This window comes from Mesorhizobium sp. CNPSo 4689, assembly GCF_057784325.1.
Map to the genome: position 1 here is coordinate 529,474 of NZ_JBWLUZ010000001.1, position 20,499 is coordinate 549,972.

Annotated in this window: 13 protein-coding genes; 7 read left to right on the forward strand and 6 right to left on the reverse strand. The window is 64.5% G+C overall.

The features are described from left to right. Positions 1–3: 3 nt before the first annotated feature. Together AC04SI_RS02450 and AC04SI_RS02455 are read right to left on the reverse strand one after the other, a co-directional pair. On the reverse strand, positions 4–738 hold the full coding sequence (locus AC04SI_RS02450; RefSeq protein WP_488473854.1) for a 4Fe-4S dicluster domain-containing protein: 735 nt from the start codon (positions 736–738) through the stop codon (positions 4–6). After that, positions 735–3,665 (reverse strand): molybdopterin oxidoreductase family protein, encoded by a 2,931-nt coding sequence (locus AC04SI_RS02455; RefSeq protein WP_488473855.1) that lies wholly within the window; start codon positions 3,663–3,665, stop codon positions 735–737. The genes AC04SI_RS02450 and AC04SI_RS02455 overlap by 4 nt, the downstream gene beginning before the upstream one ends. Before the next feature lie 280 nt (positions 3,666–3,945). Between AC04SI_RS02455 and AC04SI_RS02460 the strand changes: the two genes are divergently transcribed. Further along, on the forward strand, positions 3,946–4,842 hold the full coding sequence (locus tag AC04SI_RS02460) for a LysR substrate-binding domain-containing protein (RefSeq protein WP_488473893.1): 897 nt from the start codon (positions 3,946–3,948) through the stop codon (positions 4,840–4,842). 5 nt (positions 4,843–4,847) lie between these two features. On the opposite strand, the gene AC04SI_RS02465 is transcribed toward AC04SI_RS02460, so the two are convergent. From AC04SI_RS02465 to AC04SI_RS02480, 4 genes are all read right to left on the reverse strand, one after another. After that, positions 4,848–6,104, reverse strand: a complete 1,257-nt coding sequence (locus AC04SI_RS02465; protein WP_488473856.1) for an Hsp70 family protein — start codon at positions 6,102–6,104, stop codon at positions 4,848–4,850. 173 nt (positions 6,105–6,277) lie between these two features. Continuing rightward, entirely contained in the window at positions 6,278–7,069 is a 792-nt protein-coding gene (locus AC04SI_RS02470; protein ID WP_404280024.1) for a TIGR02186 family protein, read from the reverse strand. Further along, positions 7,069–7,992 carry a TSUP family transporter gene (locus AC04SI_RS02475; RefSeq protein WP_192179184.1) on the reverse strand — a complete coding sequence of 308 codons (924 nt, stop codon included), beginning with the start codon at positions 7,990–7,992 and terminating at the stop codon, positions 7,069–7,071. The genes AC04SI_RS02470 and AC04SI_RS02475 overlap by 1 nt, the downstream gene beginning before the upstream one ends. 195 nt (positions 7,993–8,187) lie before the next feature. Further along, positions 8,188–12,159, reverse strand: coding sequence for a peptidoglycan-binding protein (locus AC04SI_RS02480; protein WP_488473857.1), 3,972 nt, complete (start codon positions 12,157–12,159; stop codon positions 8,188–8,190). A 458-nt stretch (positions 12,160–12,617) separates the two neighbouring features. Between AC04SI_RS02480 and AC04SI_RS02485 the strand changes: the two genes are divergently transcribed. The 6 genes from AC04SI_RS02485 to AC04SI_RS02510 all read left to right on the forward strand — a co-directional run bounded on the left by AC04SI_RS02485 (position 12,618) and on the right by AC04SI_RS02510 (position 20,417). After that, positions 12,618–13,079: a MerR family transcriptional regulator gene (locus AC04SI_RS02485; protein ID WP_488473858.1), complete on the forward strand. Its 462-nt coding sequence runs from the start codon at positions 12,618–12,620 to the stop codon at positions 13,077–13,079. 279 nt (positions 13,080–13,358) lie between these two features. Further along, on the forward strand, positions 13,359–15,155 hold the full coding sequence (locus tag AC04SI_RS02490; RefSeq protein WP_488473859.1) for an acyl-CoA dehydrogenase: 1,797 nt from the start codon (positions 13,359–13,361) through the stop codon (positions 15,153–15,155). A 51-nt stretch (positions 15,156–15,206) separates the two neighbouring features. Beyond that, entirely contained in the window at positions 15,207–16,379 is a 1,173-nt protein-coding gene (locus AC04SI_RS02495) for an acyl-CoA dehydrogenase family protein (RefSeq protein WP_488473860.1), read from the forward strand. A gap of 31 nt (positions 16,380–16,410) precedes the next feature. Then, positions 16,411–17,619 (forward strand): acetyl-CoA C-acetyltransferase, encoded by a 1,209-nt coding sequence (locus AC04SI_RS02500; protein ID WP_404280034.1) that lies wholly within the window; start codon positions 16,411–16,413, stop codon positions 17,617–17,619. A 23-nt stretch (positions 17,620–17,642) separates the two neighbouring features. After that, the gene (locus AC04SI_RS02505) at positions 17,643–19,862 is read left to right on the forward strand and encodes a 3-hydroxyacyl-CoA dehydrogenase NAD-binding domain-containing protein (protein WP_404280037.1); all 2,220 of its coding nucleotides are present in this window, start codon (positions 17,643–17,645) and stop codon (positions 19,860–19,862) included. A gap of 9 nt (positions 19,863–19,871) precedes the next feature. Beyond that, a complete protein-coding gene (locus AC04SI_RS02510) occupies positions 19,872–20,417 on the forward strand; it encodes a thioesterase family protein (protein WP_404280040.1) in 546 nt (181 codons plus the stop codon). Positions 20,418–20,499: the final 82 nt, after the last annotated feature.

Below are 20,499 nucleotides of genomic sequence, written 5' to 3' on the forward strand. Positions count from 1 at the left end.
GGGTCAGTTCGAAAGCATGCGGTCGACCCAGCCGAGGAAGCCGCCTTCGGCCCGCAACGGCTCAAGCGCGGGTGCGGCCACCGAAGCGGCGCGTTGGGTGTGGGCACGCGGCGGCAGGTACTTGTTGGTCGGGTGATAGCCCATCTCGGGCATCAGGTCGACGCCGCCGCGATCCGCCACCAACTGAGAAACCGCCGAGGCGGGGTCGCCGAGGTCGCCGAAATGCCGGGCGCTGGTCGGGCAGGCGGCGACGCAGGCCGGCACGCGGTCTTCCTCGGCCAGATTGTCGTTGTAGATGCGGTCGACACAGAGCGTGCATTTCTTCATCACACCGACATCGGTGTCGAATTCGCGAGCGCCATAGGGGCAGGCCCAACTGCACAATTTGCAGCCGATGCACTTGTCCTCGTCGATCAGCACAATGCCGTCCGAGGCGCGCTTGTAGGAGGCTCCCGTCGGGCAGACGGTGACACAGGCAGGCGTCTCGCAGTGCAGGCAGGAGCGCGGGAAGTTGACCGTCCGCCCGCCCATCTCGGTCGTGTGCTCATAGCTGTGCACGCGGTTGAACCAGACGCCATCGACATTGCCGCCATAGGGGTCGATGTCGGTCAGCGGCGCCATGTGGCCGCCGGTGTTCCACTCCTTGCAGGCGGTAACGCAGGCCTGGCAGCCGACGCAGGTGTCGAGGTCGATAACCAGGCCGAGCCTTTTGTCGGTATGGGCGGGAAGGCAGGTCATTCGGCGGCTTCCCTGTTCATGCGGAATTCGGCGCCGAAGCGGAGTGTGTCGGGTGCAGGTTCGAAACGCGGCGGCTGCCGGAAGCGTTCGAACTGCGGTTCGGTGAAGCCGGCTTCTTCCGCGGTGCATTTGACGATGCGGACGCGCAGATCGAACCAAGCCGCCTGTCCGGTGACCGGGTCCGAATTCGAATAGCGCTTGCCGTTCGCATCGGCGGATGTCTGGTCGCCGATGATGTGGTTGAGCAGGAAGCCGCGATTGCTCTCGGCGGCGTCGTCCTTCAGCCCCCAGCTGCCGCGGCGCTTGCCGATGGCGTTCCAGGTCCACACCGTGTCCGGGTTGACACCGTCGACCAGCTTGATCTGTCCCTTCACCCGGCCGTTGATGCTCTCGATCCACACCCAGTCTTCATCGGCAAGCCCGAGTCCGGCTGCGGTCTGGTGGTGCACGAACAAGCGGTTCTGGCTGGTGATCTGCCTCAGCCACGCATTCTGCGAACCCCAGGAATGGTACATGTGCATCGGCCGCTGCGTCAGCGCATGCAGCGGATATTTTTGCAGGTCGACGGCTGCTTCCTCGAACGGCGCGTACCAGAACGGCAGCGGGTCCATATAGGTCTCGATGCGGCTGCGCTCAGCTTCCGGTGGCTGCATCTTTCCATGACCACGCGCCGCGAGGCGGAAGCGCTGCATGGGCTCGGAATAGAGCTGGAAAACGATCGGCTCGGCCTTGGGGATGAAGCCCATCTGCTCCGCGAACTCGAGATAGGAGCGGTTGGCCATCTTGTAGTAGCGCTGGTCGGTGGAAAAATCGTGGTGCCAAAAGCCGCCATTGTCGATGTAGCGCTGCAACTGGTCCGGATTGGCCCCGCCGCTGCCGATCGCCGTCCCGTCCTTGCCGCGCCAGCCGGCCAGCGGCCCGATGCCGGGCGTGCGTTCGTGATTGACGATGTAGTCGGCATAGTCGCGGTATCTGGCCGACCCGTTGTCGGCAATGAAGCCGGGCAGGCCGAGCCGCGCACCGAGCTCGATCAGCACCGACTGGAACGGCCTGACGTCGCGGTCCGGCTCGACCACCGGATGACGGATGGCGTCGCCCGGACCGTCGGCGTGGCTGATCGGCCTGTCGAGCAGGCTGATGCAGTCGTGTCTTTCGAGATAGGTCGTATCGGGCAGCACCAGATCGGCGAACGGCACCGTCTCGGAATAATAGGCGTCGGAATAGATGATGAAGGGGATCTTGTAGCGGCCCTCCTCGTCTGCGTCGGTCAGCATGGCGATGGTCTCGACGGTGTTCATCGAGGAATTCCAGGCCATGTTCGACATGTACATCAACAGCGTGTCGATCCGGTAAGGATCGCCCGCCCAGGCATTGCGGATGACGGTGTGCATGAGGCCGTGCGCGGCCAAAGGCGCGTCCCAGGAATAGGCCTTGTCGATGCGGATGGGCGTGCCGGCCTCGTCGACCAGGAGATCGTCCGGCCCGCAGACGAAGCCGAGCGGCATGCCCTCGAGCGGCGTCATCGGCTGCACATTCCTGCCCGCGGGCTTCGGTCCCGGCGGCGCCGGGCGGGGATAAGGCGGCTTGAAGCGGAATCCGCCCGGCACGTCCACCGTGCCGAGAAGCACCTGCAACAGATGAATGGCGCGGCAGGAGTGAAAACCGTTCGAATGGGCCGAGATGCCGCGCATGGCGTGCATCGACACCGGCCGGCCCTTGATCGTCTCATGGCGGCGGCCAGCCCAGTCGGTCCAGGCCACCGGCAATTCGATCGTCTGTTCGAACGCGACGTGAGCCAGTTCGGCGGCGACCTTGCGGATCGTGTCGGCGGGAATGCCGCAGCGCTCGGCGACCGCGTCGGGCGAATAGTTCTCATCGAGATAACGGTCGGCAACGAGTTGGAACACCGGCACACAGCGGCGGCCGTCGACGGTGAAGCTGCCGGTCAGCGCCGGCTTTGCATTTGGGTCGGCTGCGCCGACAGGTGTCTTGGCCACCCTGTCCCAGGCCAGCGGATTGCCGGCACCGTCGCGCACGAACAGTCCGTCATCGGCAGCGCCAGGCTCCTGCACGACAAGCACATGCGCGTTGGTGTAGCGCAGCAGATAATCGAGATCGACGCGGCCGGCCTTGAGCAGTTCGTGGATGAGGGCGAACACGAACAGGCCGTCCGTGCCGGGCCGGATGCCGATCCAGTCGTCGGCAATCGCATTGTAGCCGGTGCGGCACGGATTGATCGAGACCACCTTGGCGCCGCGCGCTTTGAGCTTGCCCAGGCCGATCTTGATCGGATTGGAATCATGGTCCTCGGCGACGCCGAACAGCATGAAGTATTTGGTGTTGTCCCAGTCGGGCTCGCCGAATTCCCAGAACGAGCCGCCGATCGTGTAGAGCCCGCCGGCCGCCATGTTGACCGAGCAAAAGCCGCCATGGGCGGAGAAGTTCGGCGTGCCGAACTGGCTCGCCCACCAGCCGGTCAGCGACTGCGACTGATCGCGCCCGGTGAAGAAGGCAAGCCTCTTCGGATCGGTCCGGCGGATCGCCGAAAGCCGCTCCGTCGCGATGGAGAAAGCTTCCTCCCATTCGATCTCGCGGAATTCTCCCGAGCCGCGCGGGCCGGTGCGCAGCAGCGGCTTCTTCAGCCGCGCCGGGCTGTAATGCTGCATGATGCCGGAACTGCCCTTGCCGCAGATCACGCCGCGATTGACCGGATGGTCCTTGTTGCCGTTGATGTAACGGACCTTGCCGTCCTTGACGTGCACGTCGATGCCGCAGCGGCAGGCGCACATGTAGCAGGTGGTCTTGGCGATCCTGTCGGATACGCTTGGCGAAGTGTCGACGCCGTCGCCCTCGTCGGGTGCGCGCGTGTCGGCCAGCGGCCGTTGCGACGGTGCGGAATTGGCGCCGCGCGGCGCTCCGTAGCTCATGATCCGCGAACGCTCTTGCCGCTCGCCGTCCTGGCTTTCGTCTTCGGTCCAGGGCCGCGCATGTAATGCTGTTCAGGGTGGTAGCGCTCGCCGGCGAACTGCCGCCTTACCCGGCGGGTCCAGTGCGCGAACAGCGATTTGAAGCGCCCGATCAATTTCCCAACCTTTGCGGCGGTACCGCCAATTTTTTCCAACTTTCCGCAAAAACTTAGAACAAAGCAATTGATCTGTCTAACAAACAGATCTTGTAATTCCGATCGAATTTGCTTCTTAGTTGATCATGACTCTGGACCAGTTGCGCATCTTCGTAGCCGTCGCCGAGCGCGGCCACATGACCAAGGCAGCAGCGCTTTTGGGCATCTCCCAGTCGGCGGCATCGGCCGCCATCCGCGCGCTTGAACAGCAGCATGGTGTGCAGCTGTTCAACCGGGTCGGCCGCAACATCGAGCTGGCGCAGACCGGTCGCCGGTTCCTGCCAGAGGCCAAGGCCGTGCTCGAACGAGCGGCCGCCGCAAGCAACGTGCTCGAGGATGTCTCGCAGACCGTCACCGGCTCGCTTTCGATCGCCGCCAGCCAGACCATCGCCAGCTATTGGCTGCCGCGCCGGCTGGCTTCCTTCCATGAGGCGTACCCTGCCGTCAGGCTGAGCGTCACCATCGGCAACACCAGGCAGGTCGAGACCCATGTTTTGGACGGCACGGCGGATTTCGGCCTGGTCGAGGGGCGCACCGAATCCGACATCTTGCGGCGCGCCAAGGTCGACATCGACAGGCTGAAGCTTGTCGTCGCTACCTCGCATCCGGAGATTGCCGACATCGCGCCGGGCCGCCCCGACATCAGGGAACTGCGCTGGATCATCCGCGAGGGCGGTTCCGGCACGCGCGAGGTGCTGGAGGATCTGGCGCGCCGCGAGGGGATTTCACTCGCCGAGCTGCAGATATTCCTGGTGCTGCCGAGCAACGAGGCAATCCGTCAGGCGGTCGAAGCCGGCGCCGGCGCCACCATCATTTCCGAACTCGTCGTCACCGGCGCGATTGCCGAAGGCAGCCTGCGCTCGGTGCCGATCGCCCTCCCGAAGCGCGACTTCGCCATCATCACCCACCGCGACCGTCAGGCCAGCCTCGCCCAGATGGCATTGAAGGCGCATCTGAGCGAGAAGGCGATGGCTTCAGCCTAGCTGGATCAGCCGAACTTCCGCTGGGCATCGAGCGCCAGGCCGAGCCCGACCGAGCCGAACATGTCGCCTTCGATGACTGAGGCCTGCGGCACCAGTTCCAGGATCTGCCGCCTCGCCAGCGGGATTGCCGTCGATCCGCCGGTCAGGAACACGGCGGTGATGTCGGTGGCCTTTACGCCGGCGTCGCCGATGGTCTGGCCTACCGTCGCGGTCACCCGGTCGATATCGCCGCCGATCGTCGCTTCGAGGCCTGCCCGCGTGATTTCTGCGGCGAAGCGCGCGTCGGGAAGCGGGACCTGCACGCCGGCCGAGGGTTGGTCCGTCAGTGCGATCTTGGCCTTTTCGACCAGACCTGCCAGCGCATGTCCGTAGCGATGTTCGACGATATGGATGAAGCGGTCGACCAGGTCGGCGCGTTCGGCCTCGAAGCGGATTTGTCTCAGATGCGTCATCGCCCTGGCGGTGTAGACGAGGTTGATGCGCTGCCATGTCGCCAGGTCGATGAAATAGCTGGCCGGCAAATTGCGCTTGCCGTCCTTGGTCGGCGACAGATAGCCGAGCTGCGGCATCACATGGGCGATGCTGAGCAGCCGGTCGAAATCGGTGCCGCCGATATGGATGCCCCGGTTGGCCAGGATGTCGTCCTTGCGATCGGTCGAGCGGGCGCGCTCGGGCGAGACGCGCACGATCGAAAAGTCCGACGTGCCGCCGCCCATGTCGACGATCAGCGCCAGTTCCTCGCGCGTAACCTTCTGTTCGTAGTCGAGCGCTGCTGCGATCGGCTCGAACTGGAAGGCGATGTGCTTGAAGCCCTGGATGCGCGCTGCGTTCTCGAGCTCGCCCTCAGCCTTCGCATCGGCTTCCGCGTCATCGTCGACGAACTGCACCGGACGCCCAAGCACCACGTTTTCAACAGGTGCCTTTACATCTTCCTCCAGCCGCCTTTTCAAGTGGCCGACGAACAGCCCGACGATTTCCATGAAGCCGATCGAGCGCGCCTTGATGCGCGTCTTCTCATGCACCAGCGAGCTGCCGAGCACGCTCTTCAGCGAACGCATCAGGCGGCCTTCGATGCTGTCGGTATAGTCGGCGATGGCCCGGCGCCCGAAATAGGTGTGGTTGTCGTCGAAGTTGAAGAACACAGCACTTGGCAGCGTCACCTGGCCGTCCTCCAGCGCCACCAGGCGTGGCTGCCCGTTGCGGATCACGCCGACGGTGGAATTGGACGTGCCGAAATCGATACCGCCGAATGCTGGTCGCATCGCAGTTTCCTGTCGTTTTTTCTGGGGCAGCGGGACGGAGCCTTGTCAGCCGCGCCAATGTCCGGGTGACCGGACCTTTCTGCCGAACCGGATTGTGATGTGCGCTTGTTGCGCCGGGAGGCGGCGGTCTAGCGCATGAGCCCGCAAAGGGGAACAGGCTTTCGCGAGGAAATCTAGTCTTTGCGGAAGATCAGCCTTCCAAGCCAGCCGGTGAGCATGGCGAGCGATACGGCGAAGACGCCGTAGAGGAAGGAATAGTCGTGCGCGACGCGGAAGATAGACTGTTCGAAACCGGATTTGCGGATTTCGAGCTGGGCCGAGCTCTCCTTGATGAACATGCCGCTCTTGAACAGGAAGGCGCGGGCCTTGTGGGTGCCGACCGGGACATTGGGCGCCAGCCTGACGGTGGCGCGAAACAGGTTCTGCGACAGGAACTGCACGCCGCCGACATTCTCGCTGTAGAGGCCGGTCGCAGTCTTGCGGTCCCTCAGCGCGGCGGTGAACTCCTCGATCGTCGCCGGGCTGTCGGTCACGTCAGCTGGCTTCATGTAGAGATTGGAGGCACCGAGCGAGAGCTGCTTGTAGCTGTTCGGATCGGTGACATCCTGCAACGGGCGCGTGGTTGCCACCGAATAGGAGACCGGCACGTTCTCGAACGTTTCCGACTCCAGATTGATCCAGACGCCGAGCACTCTGTCCTTGCGCCGCACGACCACCGGCCGTGGCGGGCCTTCGAGCACGACGATCACGTCGTAGCGCCCTTGGCGCGCGACGAGCGGATCGGCATTTTCCAGCGAACCGAAGATGGTGAGGTCGGCGCCGGAAAATCCGGCGGTGATCGACACGGCATCCGTGGACAGCCCGATCTGGATGCTTTCGGCCGGCGGCGTCTGCGCTACCGCAGGCAATGCGGCGGCGACGAGCGACAGGAAAGCAGCGGCTGCGAACGCTTTCAGGCCCGCCATCAGTTCAGGCCCGCGGCGGACAGCGAATAAAGATTGGGCGGGGTGACGAACAGATCGATGGCAAGCCGGATGGCGACCGCCAGCACCAGCATCGCCAGCAGCGCCCGCAACTGTTCGCCGCGCAGCTTCTGGCCGGCCTTGGCGCCATATTGCGCGCCGGCGACGCCGCCCGCCATCAGCAGGAAGGCAAGCATGACATCGACAGTCTGGTTGGTGGTGGCGTGGACCAGCGTCGTGTAGGCCGAGGTGAAGATGATCTGGAACAGCGAGGTGCCGATGACGACATTGGTCGGCACCTTCAGCAGATAGATCAGTGCCGGCACCATGATGAAGCCGCCGCCGACGCCCATGATCGACGACAGGAAGCCGATGCCGGCGCCAAGCCCTAGCACCGGGATGACACTGACGAACAGTTTCGAGGCCCTGAAGCGCATCTTCAGCGGCAGCCGGTGGATCCAGTTGTGCTGGCCGGATTTCTTCAGCACAGGAGCGGCACCGCTGCGGGTGGCGCGCAGCGCGTTCACGCTTTCGACCAGCATCAGACCGCCGACCGTGCCGAGCAGCACGACATAGAGCAGCGAGATGAACAGGTCGAGCTGCCCCAGCCGGCGCAAAAGCGCAAAGACAAAGATGCCGCCGGTCGAACCGACAATGCCGCCGGCGAGCAGCACCCCGCCGAGTTTGAAGTCGAGCGTGCCGCGCTTCATGTGCGACAGCGCGCCCGAAAACGAGGAGGCGATGACCTGGTTGGCGCCGGTGGCGACCGCGATCGCCGGCGGGATGTTGTAGAAGATCAGCAGCGGGGTGATGAGAAAGCCGCCACCCACCCCGAACATGCCCGACAGGAAGCCAACCGCCGCCCCCATGGCCAGCAGTACGAAGACGTTGACGGAAATTTCCGCGATCGGGAGATAGATGCCCACCCGTCAGTCTCGATCAGTTTGCCTGTCGGCGATTGCAGCCGTTGCGGCAGTGTCGCACCGAAAAGCCAATTTTTTCTTGCGCCGACGGCGCGGCCGGGGTGGAAACCCATGCCGCGCCGCCGAAACAAAAAATCATCTCAATCAGTTAACAGGCAAATGTGTGGCAAGGGCGTCGCGGAAGCGACGCATATGCCGTTATTTGCGCGCCAGCAGCGCCTTTACCAGATCCGCGTCGATTTCGCCGGTCGCCTTCATCTTGTTATCGGTCTGGAAGGCTATGATCGCATCTTTGGTCTTCTGGCCCATCACACCGTCGGCGCCGCCGGCCTCGTAGCCGTTCTTGTTGAGGATGAGCTGGATGTTTTTGACCGCCTTCTTCATGTCGATGCTGGCGGTCGTCTGCGGCGTGCCTTCCTGCCAGGATTCGGGGATGTCGGCCGAATTGGCCGCCTGGTCGAGCGGCTTGGCCTTCCACAGCTCGGTGGCGGAGCGCGCCCGCTCCAACTGCTCGGGCCGCAGCGCATTGGCGATCTCGTCGCGCTTGGCCGCCGCATCCTTGTCGCCGGTCTTGGCGACGAGCGCGAACCATTTGTAGGATTCCTCCAGGTTCTGCTTCATGCCGACGCCCTTGGCGGCGAGGATGCCGAGATTGAACTGGCTGTCCTTGACGCCGAGGTCGGCCGCCGCCTGGAACCAGTGCGCCGCCGATTCATTGTCGGTCACGCCGTCCGCGGCCATGGCTAACAGCACGGCCAGATTGTGCATGGCGCTGGCGTTGCCCTGCGCTGCCGCCATCTGGTACCAGGTCTTGGCTTTCTTGATGTCGCGCGCGACGCCGATGCCTTTTTCGTAGAAATTGCCGATACGGTATTCCGCCGGCGCGAAGCCGAGGTCGGCCGATTTCTCGTACCATTTGGCGGCTGCCGCCATGTCTTCCTTGACGCCGCGTGACTCGGCAAAGCGCGAGCCGACCTCGAACAGCGCCTTGGCGTCGCCGCCGACGGCCGCATCGCGCAGCGCCTGCGGGCCGGCATCGGCCGGAATGTCGATCTTGGCCGCGGCTGCTGCCGTGGCGGTATTGGCGGGAGGAACGGCACCCGTGGTGTCCTGGGCCGGGGTCGGTGCGACCGGCGTGGCAGCCATTGGCTGGCTGTCCGCATCCGCCGCCGCCGGTTCCGCGGCCGCAGGTGCTGAGGCCGCAGCAGTTGGCTCCGTCGCATCGGAAGGTGCCGCTGATTCCATGGGGGCCGGCGCCGGCTCGGAAACGCCATCCATGGGCATATCGGCGCCTGATGGCGGGGCGGAGGCGGGTTGCGCCAGCATGTCGTCCTTGACTGTCGGCTCGGACGGCTCCGCTTGTCTGACGGCACGGGCCGGCGCGTCCTGCGCCATGGGCTCTGCCTTCGGCTCGCTTGCGGCATTGACCGATGCGGTTTCCACCGGCTGCGGAGCGATGATCGGTGCAATGTCGTTGCTGGCCACCGGGGCAGGGTCGGAGAAGAAGGCTTTGCCCAGCTGCAGGCCGGCCAGCGCCAGCATGATCGCGGCCGCCGCCATCAGGATCGGCTTACGCCGCGCCTTGAGCAGGTCGCCGATCCTGAGCGCCTTGACCGGTCCACTCATCGTCGACTGGCGCTTCAAAGCGTCGGCTTCGGCGGCGGCGGCTTGCGCGGCGCGCCTGGCAGCGGCGATGAAATCCGACTTTGCCGCGTCGCCCTCGCTGCGCTTGACCGGCTGGCCGCGCTCGTCGCGCACGCGCTTCATGATGGCGTTGAGGTCGGGTGCGCCGGAGCCTGGCTCCAGCGGCCGGTTGGCAAGCTTCGGGTCGAGCGGCTCGTCGAGATCGACGCTCGGTATGTCGGTATCGGGCGCCGAGCCGGCAAGCGGCGGCATATCCGTGTCCTTCTTGCCCCTGAAGGCGCGGGCCAGTCCGCCGAACATCGATTTCTTGCGGCCGGTCGTGTCTTTCTTGTCGGCGATCGTGTCCGAGCCGAGCGCCGCCATGGCGGCCGCGGCAGCCGCTTCAGCCGGCGAGCGCGGCGCAGGTTCGCCACGCATGACCGGTTCGCCACGCGTAGCCGGTTCGTTGCGCAGGATGGCGGCGGCGCGGCCATCGAGGTCGGCCATGTCTCCGGTCAGCGGCAGCGGCTGGTCGATATCCATCGACGGTGCGTCCTGCACCGCGATCTTGGAGCCGCGTGCACTCCGCTTGGCTGTTGGCTGCGGATCCACGAGTTCGCTGACGGCCTCAATCGGTTCGCTGGTTTCCAGCGAGCCCAGACGATCGACGATCTTGAGCAGCGTGTCGTGGATGGCCTCGAAGGTGCGCGAATTGCGCTCGTCCGAGCGGCGTGTCAGGGATTCGAGCGTCTTCAGGTCCTGGGCGAGGCCGCTGACGGCCGCCGTGTTGGCACTCGTATCGGCCATCGAGCGCACCGCGCTCTCGGCCGCCTCGCGCGCGGCGCTGAGGATGGAATCGCGGGTTCCGGCCAGCGACTTCTCGATCTCGTTGAGGCGCGGGCTGATATCCTCGAATTCCGGCAGCGGCGTGCCGGGCTTGGTCAGATGCGCCGAAAGGCCGGAAACCTGCGCCTCCAGGCTGCGGATGAGTGCCGGGTCGATGCCGGCGACCTGCGCGGCCGACGATTCCAGCCGGCTTGAAATGTCTTCGAGTCGGCTCTCCAGGCCACGGATCGCCGCTTCATTGGCGGGATCGGGAACCCGTGTCTCCAGGCGCTTTGCCAAAGCGGTGAAGCGGGCGTCGATGGCGTCCATGATGCCGGCGCTGTCGGCCTGCGGCATGCGCTGGTCCAGCCTGTCGGCAACTTCCTCCAGCCGCCGCTCGAGATCGCGAAACAGCATGTTGCCCTGTTCGATCGCGTCGCCCTGGCGGCGTTCCATGATCCCGGACAGCGCGTCGAAGCGCTGTTCCAGACCCTGGAAGATATAGTCGGCGTCCGGCATGGCCGGCGCGCGGTCTATTCTGTCGGCGATCAGCGCGATCTGCTTGCCGAGTCGCTCCATCGCCTGTTCCGGCAGGTTGGCGCGGCCGGCCAGTTCGTCGACACGGCTCGACAGCATGTTGAGGCGGTCGATGACTTCACCGCTTGGCTGAGCGTGCGTGACCTCTTCGATCTGCTGCGCCAGCGAGGCGATCCGCCTCTCGATGCGCTCGAAGGGCTCGGCATCGAAGGCGTTGGCCTGCGCGGCGACGGTCGAGGCGACGATGGCGCGTGAAATCTCGTCCAGCCGCTCGTCGATCATGCCGAACGTGTCGCTGCTGCGATTGCTCTGCTGGCTGACGAAATGGTCGACGGCGCCGGCAAGTGTGCGGACCTTTTCCTCCAGCGACCGCAGCGACAGCGATTCCGGCAGATTGTTGACCGCACTGCTGATCTGCTCGAGCCGCTCGGTCAGCGCCGAAAGGCCGGCACCGTCGGAGCGCTTGCGCTGATCGGCGTCGACGCGGTCCTCGAAAGCGCTCCAGCGGCGGTCGAAGTCGTCCCAGCGGCGATCGACCGCCTGCACGCTCTCCTCGCGCGCCAACGTGTCGAGTGCCGCCTTGACCTGCTCCACCTCGAGCCGCAGCATGTTGACGCTTCTGTCGTCGCTCTTTTCGGCCAGCGTCTGGATGGCGCCCGAAAGTCGCTCGAATTCGACGCCGAGTTCGGCGCTGCTCTTGCCCGCCTGGCCGCCCGATTGCCCGCTTGCCTGGAAGGCCCGCTCGATGTCCTTGCGCAGCGCGTCGAATTCGCGCTTGAGCCCGGCGGTCATCTGGTGGCGCAGTTCCTCGCGCAGGCCTCGCAATTCGCCGGCGATCTTGCCGACCACGGCGACGCTGTCCTCCTGGCCGCGCACGCGGTCGATGTCGCGTGCGATCGCCTGATAGTTCTGGTCGAAGGCAGGTGCTGACGGCGCCGGGCTCTTCGGCCGCGGCGCGGGCTGTGGGTCCTCGTACCAGCGCTGCTGGTTGTAGGGCTGGGCGCTGGCGTAACGCGGTTCGGCTGCAGGCCGGCGCGGTTCGAAACGTTCGGCGGTATCCTCGCGCGTCCGCTCCAGCCGCTGTTCCAGCGTTTCCAGGGAGCGGTTCAGCTGCTCGAGCGTGGTGGTCGGCTTGCGCTGCCTGCCGGCATTGAGTGTATCGAGATAGGACCGCTTGCTGTTCATCGATGCGCCCGTGTTCAGAATGGCCGGCTCGTGACCGGATTCCCCAAAGTCCTGCCGGGAACGAAGACGACCGCGCGGTTCTGCTGCGGTGGAAGACGAGCCTCCCGGGTTTTCACCCGCGCTTCGAAAAACCGTGAAAAATTCGCTACAGGATAAACACGGGTGACCGACATGCGCACATTTCACCCAACGTGGTAAACAACGCGTTAACCAAGCTTAAGAAGTTGCAACATCCTTGACGGGCTGCCTGTCGGGTGCGGCATAAAGTTCTGGCCCGAGAACGCCCTTGCGTCATGAGACGGCTATCGGTATAGCATTGACGTAAACGTAAACGGTGCGCAGATCCCGCCTTTTGCGATTTGTTTGTTGAAACCACGACTGGAAGCATGCCCCCGCTTCCACTCAGGCGACGCAAGGTCCCGGACCGCGATGCCACCAGACGGGGAAAGCCAGTGACCATGAAACTTGTTTCGCCCGGCGAAGCCGCGGCCAATACCAATGACATACCGAACGATGCCGGCGAGGATCTTGTCCGCATCGGCGAGATGGCCAAGAAATACGGCGTGACGCTGCGCACCTTGCGCTTCTACGAGGACAAGGGCCTTCTCAATCCGCAGCGCGACGGTTCGGCCCGTCTCTATACGCGCCGCGACAGGGCAAGGCTGAAGCTGATCCTGCTCGGCCGCAAGGTCGGGTTCTCGCTGCGCGACGTCAAGCAGATGATGGATCTCTACGATCCGACCGGCTCCAACACCAAGCAGTTGCGGCTGGCGCTGGACAAGTCCGAGAAGCAGCTTACCCGCCTGCAGAAGCAGCGGGCGCTCATCGAGGATGCCATCAACGAGCTCAGCGGCTCGATGGCCGCCGTGCGGCAGATGCTCGCGGAGCGTTCGGCGCCGCAAGCCAGCGCGGCCAGCTGATCCGCCGGCATTAGGCAAAACCGCCTGACCAATGAGAGCCGCGCGGCCCGTGCCGCGCGGCTCTTTGCATTACTCCCTCACGAAGAGATGCGTCCGCTGCGCTGGCGTCCTTGACGCCGGACCGCTACCGTCCCGATGCACGATGCCAGGGAAAATTTGTCGCAACATCAAAAATTGACGTTTACGCAAACGTCAATTTTTGCTATCCGGGCTTCAACATTGGTCCGTCTGCCGCGCACGGCACGATTTTGGGCCAAGACCGCATGGTGGAGGAAACGCATGCCGATCTACAGGGCCCCGGTCCAGGACACGCTGTTCGTTCTCAACGACGTGCTGGGCTACCAGCGCTATTCCAATCTTCCCGGATTCTCCGACGCGACGCCCGATGTAGTCGAGGCGATCCTCGCCGAAGGCGCCAAGCTCGCAGAGAACGTCATGCACCCGTTGAACCGTGTCGGCGACATGGAAGGCTGCGTGCGCCATGACGACGGCTCGGTGACGACGCCGAAAGGCTTCAAGGAAGCCTTCGACCAGTATCGCGAAGGTGGCTGGATGGGGCTGGCCGCACCGGTCGAGTTCGGCGGCCAGGGCCTTCCCTATGCGGTGCACACCGCGGTTGCCGAATATATGGTCTCCACCAACATGGCGCTGATGATGTACCCCGGCCTGACGCAAGGCGCGATCGCGGCCATCATCACCCACGGCACCGACGCGCAGAAGGCGACATGGCTGCCGAAAATGGTCGAGGGCGCCTGGACCGGCACCATGAACCTGACCGAGCCGCATTGCGGCACCGATCTAGGCCTGCTGCGCACCAAGGCCGTGCCCAACGGCGACGGCAGCTACAAGATTTCCGGCCAGAAGATCTTTATCTCGGCTGGCGAGCACGACATGGCGGATAACATCGTCCATCTGGTGCTGGCCCGTATCGAAGGCGCGCCGGAGGGGGTGAAGGGCATTTCGCTGTTCATCGTGCCGAAGCTCAAGCTCGATGGCTCGGGCAATCCCGGCGAGAAGAACACGCTCTCCTGCGGTTCGATCGAGGAGAAGATGGGCATCCACGGCAATTCGACCTGCGTCATGAACTATGACGAGGCCGAAGGCACGTTGCTCGGCGAGGCCAATGGCGGGCTGAAGGCGATGTTCACGATGATGAACGAGGCCCGTCTCGGCGTCGGCCTGCAAGGGCTTTCGCTGTCGGAGATCGCCTACCAGAACGCCGTGTCCTACGCCAAGGACCGCCTGCAGGGCCGTTCGCTGTCAGGCGCCAAGGCGCCGGACAAGAAGGCCGACCCGATCATCGTCCATCCCGACATCCGCCGTGCGCTGATGACCATGAAGGCCTTCAACGAGGCCGGCCGCGCGCTGGCGCTGTGGACTGCGATCAAGTCCGACATCGCCCACCGCTCGGGCGACGACAAGGATCGCCAGTCGGCGGACGACTACACAAGCCTGCTGACGCCGGTGGTCAAGGGCGTGCTCACCGACAAGGGCTTCGACCATGCCGTCATGGCGCAGCAGGTGTTCGGCGGCCACGGCTATATCGAAGAGCACGGCATGAGCCAGTTCGTGCGCGATGCCCGCATCGCCATGATCTATGAAGGCGCCAACGGCATCCAGGCGCTCGACCTCGTCGGCCGCAAGCTCGCGCTCAACGGCGGCCGCGCCGTGCAGGCCTTCTTCAAGGAGGTCGGCGAGTTCTGCGAGGAAAACCGCGCCGACGAGAAGATGGCGCCCCTCACCAAGGCGCTGAAAAAGGGCCTCAACGATCTGCAGGCGGCGACCATGTGGCTGGTGCAGAACGGCATGGCCAAGCCCGACAATGCCGGTGCCGCCTCGACCGACTACATGCATCTCTTCGGCCTGGTGGCGCTGGGCTATATGTGGGCGCAGATGGCCAAGGCGGCCGGGGTGAAACTGGCCGACGGCGCCAACGGTCCGGCGTCCTTCTACGACAACAAGCTGGTGACGGCGCGCTTCTTCATGGAGCGGATCATGCCGGAGACCTCGGCACATCTCGCCCGCATTTCCAGTGGCGCGGACACGCTAATGGCGCTGCCGGCGGAAGCGTTCTAGGTTTGGCGGGCCGGTACGCCGGCCCACAATTGTCGGAACGCGGAGGAAATCGTGGCGACAAATCCAGCCGAAGTTCTTGGCCTGCCGAAGCCCGCCTGGGCGGCGGACGAGGTCGGCATGCTCTACGACATGGCGCATCGCTTCATGTCGGAAGAAATCGCGCCGCGCTACGACGAGTTCGAGAAGAACGAGATGGTCGACCGCGAGAGCTGGCTGAAGGCCGGTTCCGCCGGCCTGCTCTGTGCCTCGATGCCGGAGGAATATGGCGGCTCCGGCGGCACCTTTGCGCATGAGAGCGCCATCATCGAGGCGATCGGCCATGTCGGCGTCGACGGCTTTGGCATCGGCCTGCACAATTCGATCGTCGCCCCCTACATCCTCCACTACGGCTCGGAGGAGCAGAAGAAGAAGTGGCTGCCGAAGCTGGCGACCGGCGAGTTGATCGGCGCCATCGCCATGACCGAGCCGGGCGCCGGCTCCGACCTGCAGGGTGTCAAGACGCGCGCCGAAAAGGACGGCAACCAGTACAGGATCAACGGTTCGAAGACCTTCATCACCAACGGCCAGCTCGCCAATTTCGTCATCGTCGTCACCAAGACCGATCCGGCCAAGGGCGCCAAGGGCACGTCGCTGATCGTCGTCGAGACCGACGAGGTCGATGGCTTCGAGCGCGGCCGCAACCTCGACAAGATCGGGCTCAAGGCCAACGACACGTCGGAGCTGTTCTTCAACGACATGCGCGTGCCGACCGCCAACCTTCTCGGCCACGAGGAAGGGCAGGGCTTCATCCAGCTGATGCAGCAATTGCCGCAGGAGCGGCTGCAGATCGGCACCGGGGCGATTGCCATGATCGAGCGGGCGCTTGCGCTGACCATCGACTACGTCAAGGAGCGCAGGGCCTTCGGCAAGGCGATCATCGACTTCCAGAACACCCAGTTCAAGCTGGCCGAGCTGAAGACCGAGGCGACCATCGGCCGCGTCTTCTACAATGACTGCGTTGCCCGCCACATCGATGGCGGCCTCGACTCGGTGACCGCCTCGATGGCCAAATACTGGCTGTCCGACCTGCAGGGCAAAGTCGTCGACGAATGCCTTCAATTGCATGGCGGCTATGGCTACATGAATGAATACCCGATCGCCCGCATGTACCGCGACGCCCGCGTCCAGCGCATCTACGGCGGCACCAACGAGATCATGAAATTGCTGATCGGACGCTCTCTCTGAGCAGCTTTCAGCGAACCCAAGGAGCATGAAAATGGCCGAAGCTTATGTCTACGACGCCGTGCGCACGCCGCGCGGCAAGGGCAAGAAGGATGGCTCGCTGCACGAGGTGCCGGCGGTAAGGCTGGGCGCCAAGGTGCTGGAGGCGTTACGCGACCGCAACGGGCTCGACACCGGCGCCGTCGACGACATCATCTTCGGCTGCGTCGACCCGGTCGGCGAGGCCGGTTCCGTCATTCCGCGCGCCGCCGCTTTCGAGGCCGGCTACGACACCAAGGCACCCGGCATGCAGCTCTCGCGCTTCTGCGCGTCCGGCCTTGACGCCATCAATTTCGGCGCCGCCAAGATCGCGCAGGGCGCCGACGAGATCGTCATTGCCGGGGGCGTCGAATCGATGTCGCGCGTCGGCATGGGCGCGTCAGGCGGCGCCTGGTTCATGGACCCTTCCGTCGGCTTGCCCGGCTGGTTCGTGCCGCAAGGCATCTCGGCCGACCTGATCGCCACCAAATACGGTTTTTCGCGCGATGACGTCGACGCCTATGCGGTCGAGAGCCAGAAGCGCGCCGCCAAGTCCTGGGCCGACGGCCGCTTCAAGAATTCGGTGATCCCGATCAAGGACCAGAACGGCCTCACCATCCTCGACCATGACGAGCACATGCGGCCCTCGACCGACATGCAGTCGCTGGCCTCGCTCAACCCGTCCTTCGTCATGCCCGGCGAAATGGGCGGCTTCGATGCCGTCGCGGTGCAGAAGCACCCCGAGGTCGAAGAGGTCAACCACGTCCACCATGCCGGCAATTCGTCCGGCATCGTCGACGGCGCCGCCGCCGTGCTGCTCGGTTCCAAGAAGGCCGGCAAGGCGATGGGGCTGAAGCCGCGCGCCCGCATCCGCGCCTTCGCCAATATCGGCTCCGAGCCGGTGCTGATGCTGACCGGCCCGGTCGACGTCACCGAGAAGCTTTTGCAGCGCGCCAAGATGAAGCTGTCGGACATCGACCTGTTCGAGCTCAACGAGGCCTTCGCCTCGGTGGTGCTGCGCTACATGCAGGCTTTCGACATCCCGCACGACAAGATCAACGTCAATGGCGGGGCGATCGCCATGGGCCATCCGCTTGGTGCCACCGGCGCGATGATCTTCGGCACCGTCCTGGACGAGCTGGAGCGCCGCGACCTCAACACCGCGCTGGTGACGCTGTGCATCGGTGCCGGCATGGGCACCGCAACGATCATCGAACGCGTCTGATTTTCGGCCGGAAGGAGAAAGACATGACCTACACAAACTTCACGGTCGACACCGACGCCGACGGCATCGCGCTGGTCACCTGGAATATGCCCGACCGCTCGATGAACGTCTTCACCGAAGAGGTGATGAACGAACTCGACAAGATCATCGACCAGGTGGTGGCCGATGCCGGTATCAAGGGCGCGGTGATCACCTCGGGCAAGGACAGTTTCTCGGGCGGCGCCGACCTGACCATGCTGCAGAAGATGCTGACGGTCTTTGCCAAGGAGAAGTCCAAGGATCCGGAGAAGGCGGCCAGGCTGTTGTTCGACAGTGCCGGCCGCATGACCGGCCTGTTCCGCAAGCTGGAAATGTCGGGCAAGCCCTGGGTTTCGGCGATCAACGGCACCTGCATGGGTGGCGCCTTCGAGCTGTCACTTGCCTGCCATGGCCGCGTTGCCGCCGACTCGGACAAGGTCAAGATGGCCCTGCCGGAAGTCAAGGTCGGCATCTTCCCAGGCGCCGGCGGTACGCAGCGCGTGCCGCGGCTGACTGACCAGCAGCAGGCGCTGCAGATGCTCACCACTGGCCAGACGCTTTCGCCGCAGAAGGCGAAGTCGATGGGCCTGATCCATGAGATCGCCGAACCCAAGAAGCTGGTCGAGACCGCCAAGGCGATGATCAGGAACGGCCTGAAGGCCGTCCAGCCCTGGGACGAGAAGGGTTTCAAGCTGCCCGGCGGCCAGATCTACTCGCCCGCCGGCTTCAACCTGTGGCCGCCGGCCATCGCCATCCTGCGCCGCGAGACCTATGGCAATTATCCGGCCGCGGCCGCCATCCTGAAATGCGTCTATGAAGGTCTGCTGGTGCCGTTTGATACCGGCCTGCGCATCGAGCAGCGCTATTTCACCGAGATCATGCAGAGCAAGGAAGCGGCGGCGATGATCCGCTCGCTGTTCGTGTCGCTGCAGGAGCTGAACAAGGGCGCCCGCCGCCCGGCCGGCGTGCCGGAGACGAAGTTCAAGAAGATCGGCATTCTCGGCGCCGGTTTCATGGGCGCCGGCATCGCCTATGTCACAGCCAAGGCCGGCATTCCGGTGGTGCTGCTCGACCGCGACATGGAGTCGGCCGCCAAGGGCAAGGCGCATTCCGAGAGCCTGGTGTCGGACCAGGTGAAGAAGGGCCGCGCCAAGCCCGAGGAGAAGGACAAGCTCCTGTCGCTGATCACGCCGACGGCCGACTATGCCGACCTTGCCGGCTGCGACCTCGTCGTCGAGGCGGTGTTCGAGGATTCGGCCGTCAAGAAGGCCGCCACCGAACAGGCGGAAGCCGTGCTGAAGCCGGCTGCGATCTTCGCTTCGAACACCTCGACCATTCCGATCACCGCGCTGGCCAAGAACTCGGGACGGGCGAAGAACTTCATCGGCATCCACTTCTTCTCGCCGGTCGACAAGATGATGCTGGTCGAGATCATCCTCGGCAAGAAGACCGGCGACAAGGCTTTGGCCACCGCGATCGACTTCGTGCGCGCCATCAAGAAGACGCCGATCGTCGTCAACGACACGCGCGGCTTCTACGTCAACCGCTGCGTGCTCCGCTACATGTCGGAAGCCTACAAGATGCTGATCGAGGGCGTCCCGGCGCCGATGATCGAGAATGCCGCCAAGGCGGCCGGCATGCCGGTCGGCCCGCTGGCGCTGACCGACGAGACGGCCATCGACCTTGCCCAGAAGATCATGAAGCAGACCATCAGGGATCTCGGCGACAAGGCCGTCGATCCCAGGCAGATGGCGCTCATCAACACCATGGTCGATACCCATGGCCGCGCCGGTCGCAAGAATGGCAAGGGCTTCTACGACTATCCGGCGAAGCCAGCCAAGAAGAAGCTATGGCCTGGCCTGAAGGACCTCTATCCGCAGCTCAAGCCGGAAAAGGTCGATTATGAGGAGCTGCAGCAGCGCCTGCTGGTCACCATCGCCCTGGAAGCCGCAAGGGTGATGGAAGAGGGCATCGTCACCGATCCGCGCGAGGCCGATGTCGGATCGATCCTCGCCTTCGGCTTCGCGCCCTTCACCGGCGGCGCGCTGTCCTATATCGACGGCATCGGCGCCAGGCAGTTCGTCAAGATCGCCAAGGGTCTGCAGAAGAAATACGGCGCCGAGTTCAAGGCGCCCAAGCTGCTGCTCGACATGGCCGAGAAAGGCGAGACCTTCTACGGCCGCTTCGACCCCTATGCCAAGGGCGAGGTAAAGAAGGCCGCCTGATCCGCGGATATGTATGTCTGGGCGCGTATGGCGCGCATGATGGCCACGGCGTCTGGCCGTGGCCCTTACCGGATAGGTGGCGAGAGCCGGCTGGCCTTTCGCTGCCTGCCGACCGATATCGACTTCAACAACCATCTCAACAATGCGCGCTACATGATGCTGGCCGACCTCGGCCGCATCGACATATTCCTGCGCGCCGGCCTGATCGCACTGGCGCGCAAGAATGGCTGGGCGCCGATGATCGGCGGGCTGCAATCGACCTATGTACGCGAGATCCGGCTGTGGCGGCACTTCGAAGTGGTGTCCTCGATCGAGACCTGGGAAGGCACGCAGGTCATCGGCAAGCATCGTTTCGTGCTCGACAATGGCGAAACGGCTGCGCTTATCATGACCACGGGCGGCGTTTACGATCGTCGCGGTCGCCGCTTTCTCGACATTGACGAGGTTGTGGCTGCGCTTGGCCGTTCTGCTCAACCACGCCCACCCACCGAGGCCGAGCGGAAGTTCATGGCCTCCCATCAGGGCCTGCGCGGCCTGGCCAAGGGACCGGCCTGATCAGGCTGGCCGCGCGTGTGGCGAGCGACGCGCGGCGCTGCCGCTTTGTTGACGATCCGCCACCTCGCGGGTGGACAATCGA